4 protein-coding genes are annotated in these 3,031 nt (G+C 41.3%); all 4 read left to right on the top strand.

Annotated elements, in window-relative coordinates; translation table 11 throughout:
* A partial coding sequence (locus FJ218_11250; protein MBM4167477.1) for an aminotransferase class III-fold pyridoxal phosphate-dependent enzyme occupies window positions 1-756 on the top strand: 756 nt, incomplete at its 5' end.
* Complete coding sequence (gene nadB / locus FJ218_11245; GenBank protein MBM4167476.1) at window positions 722-2,350, top strand: L-aspartate oxidase; 1,629 nt, start codon at window positions 722-724, stop codon at window positions 2,348-2,350. The genes FJ218_11250 and nadB, both read left to right, overlap by 35 nt.
* Window positions 2,351-2,508: 158 nt before the next feature.
* Window positions 2,509-2,856 (top strand): carboxymuconolactone decarboxylase family protein, encoded by a 348-nt coding sequence (locus FJ218_11240; protein ID MBM4167475.1) that lies wholly within the window; start codon window positions 2,509-2,511, stop codon window positions 2,854-2,856.
* 61 nt (window positions 2,857-2,917) lie between these two features.
* Window positions 2,918-3,031: translation initiation factor (locus tag FJ218_11235; protein MBM4167474.1), on the top strand; the 114-nt coding region annotated here is incomplete at its 3' end.

Here is a 3,031-nt window from a genome sequence, read left to right as displayed (position 1 = left end):
AAAGAAAAATACAAAAGCGGTTACGAGCCGTTTCTTCCGAATGCAAGCGTGATTCGTTACAACGATGTTGCTGATGCGCTTGCAAACATTGACGAAACTACTGCGGGAATTTTTTTGGAATTTATTCAAGGCGAAGGAGGAATTGTTTCCGCATCGAGAGAATTTGTCGAAACATTATTTTCACTGCGAGAAAAATTTGGCTTTCTGATTATTGCGGATGAAATTCAAGGCGGTATTGGTCGCACGGGAAAATTTTTTGCGTTCGAGCATAGCAATGTTCAACCCGATATTATTTGCGTTGCGAAAGCGGTTGGCGGTGGTTTACCTCTTGGCGCAATGTTGGGAAATGAAAAGGTTGCTGATGTTTTTACTTTCGGCGTTCACGGAACAACATTCGGTGGAAATCCCGTTGCGTGTTGTGCAGGAATTGCAACCGTGAATGAAATTGTGAACAACGGAATAATGAGAAACGCAAAAGATGTCGGCGAATATTTTTTGCAGAAACTTTTTTTGTTGAAGGAAAAACATTCTTCGCTGATAAAAAATGTTCGCGGAAAAGGATTGATGCTTGGCGTTGAACTTTCGTGCGATGGGGCAATATTTGTCGAAAAGATTTTGGAGAAAGGTATTCTCATCAATTGCACAAATACAAATGTTCTTCGCTTGCTTCCGCCGTTGATTCTTTCCAAAGCGCAAGTTGATGTTGCAGTGAATGTTTTTGATGAAGTGTTTGCAAACTATGCAAATCAAAACTGACATACTCGTTATCGGAAGCGGCATTGCGGGACTTTTTTATGCGTTGAAAGTTTCGGAGTTTGCTTCGGTTGCTATCATTACGAAAAAAGAAAAAGCGGAATCGAACACAAACTACGCACAAGGCGGCATTGCATCGGTGATTACGTCGGAAGATTCTTTTGATTTGCATATTCACGATACGCTCAATGTTGGCGGCGGTTTGTGTCATCGCGATGCAGTGGAAGTGATGGTGAAAGAAGGTCCGACGCGTGTAAAAGAACTTGCGGAAATCGGCGTGCAGTTCACAAAGAAACAACAGCAGTTTGACGTTGCGCGTGAAGGAGGACATTCGCGCAACAGAATTTTACACGCTGCAGACTTGACGGGAAAAGAAATCGAACGAGCGTTGCTACAAAAAATTTCAGAAACGAAAAACATTACGTTCTACGAAAATCATTTCGCGATTGATTTGATTACGGAACATCAACTCGGCAAAGAAATTTCCGAAAGCACAATAAAACATTGCTACGGCGCCTATGTTCTTGATGAAGATGAAAATGTTGTGAAAACTTTTCTCGCAAACATTACGATGCTTTCCACCGGCGGCGCGGGACAAGTATATTTGCACACGACAAATCCGAACATTGCAACGGGCGATGGATTTGCGATGGCGTATCGAGCCGGTGCAACGCTTGCGAATATGGAGTTTATTCAGTTTCATCCGACGACGTTGTATAATTCCGGTTCGCCTGCGTATTTGATTTCCGAAGCGATGCGCGGTGCCGGTGGAATCTTGCGAACGAAAAACGGCGAAACGTTTATGAAAAAATATGATGAACGCGAATCGCTTGCACCACGCGATATTGTTGTCCGCGCGGTTGATACGGAGTTGAAAAAAAGCGGCGATGAATTTGTGGAACTCGATGTTACGCATCTTCCGTCGGAAAAAATCAAAGAACATTTTCCGAACATTTACAAAACGTGTTTGGAAAAATTCAAACTCGATATTACGAAAGAAAAAATTTCCGTTGTTCCTGCGGCGCATTATGTTTGTGGCGGTGTTGTTACGGATTTGTTCGGCAAAACTTCGATAGAAAATTTATTTGCATGCGGTGAAGTTGCGATGACGGGAGTGCACGGGGCGAATCGTTTGGCGAGTAATTCGTTGCTCGAAGCGGTTGTGTTTTCTCATCGTGCAAGTTTGGTGACGAAAGAAACGTTGCAAAAGAAATTTGAAAATGTTTCCGTTCCTTCGTGGGATGATAGCGGGACGGTGAACAACGAAGAATGGATTTTGATTGAGCACGACAAAAAAGAAATTCAGCAAACAATGTGGGATTACGGCGGCATCGTGCGTTCTGATTTGCGTTTGCAGCGAGCGTTGCGGCGAATAGAATTTTTGCGCGAAGAGATTACGGATTTTTATCGCCGCACAAAAGTTTCCGAAGGATTGATTGAGTTGCGCAATTTAGTTCTCGTTGCTGAACTTATCGTACGCAGCGCATTGCAACGAAAAGAAAGCCGCGGTTTACATTTTACAACTGATTTTCCAACAATGAATGAAGCGTTGTTAGGAGATACGATTGTGTTTAAGAGTGAAGAGCATAGAGCATAGAGCATAGAGCATTTTATATTTTACATTTGACATTTTACATTGTGTGTGATTTTTTAAGTAAGAGAACATAAAGGATAGCGCAAAGTATTCGTAAATTCGCGACACATTCGCTATTCACACAACAAAAACCTAAAACATAAAATCCAACACCTAATTTTATGGGAAAAAAGAATAAAGAATTTCAAGCGTTTCGTTCGAAGATGAACGAGAAAATTTTAAGCGAAGGAAATCGCGCAGTGAAACGATTTTTCGGCGTTGATACTTTGACGTACGAAAAAGGCGCGCTCGATGAAAAGACAAAAGAAATGCTCGGGCTTGTTTCTTCGATGGTGCTGCGTTGCGATGATTGCATTGCGTATCATATCGAAAAATGTAAATCGCTCGGAACAACACGCGATGAGTTTTACGATATTTTTTCTGTTGCACTAACTGTTGGTGGTTCGATTGTTATTCCGCATTTACGAAGAGCTGTTGCATTTCTCGATGATTTGGACGAAGAAGAATAGCATAGAGCAAAGAGCGTAGAGAATAGTTTAGAAATTTGAAATTGAAAATTGGCAGTTTGAAATGACAATTGATGGCAATAAAAAATCTGTTCGTGTTTTTCTTGATGATAAAAAACGGAAAGGAAAAGTTGTTACGATTATTTCCGGTTTTCAACATAATCCACAAGTGATTGAA

This window comes from Ignavibacteria bacterium, from assembly GCA_016873775.1.
GTDB lineage: Bacteria > Bacteroidota > Ignavibacteria > UBA10030 > F1-140-MAGs086 > JAGXRH01.
Note: the sequence above shows the minus strand (reverse complement) of the source record. Positions and strands in the feature narration are given on the sequence as shown.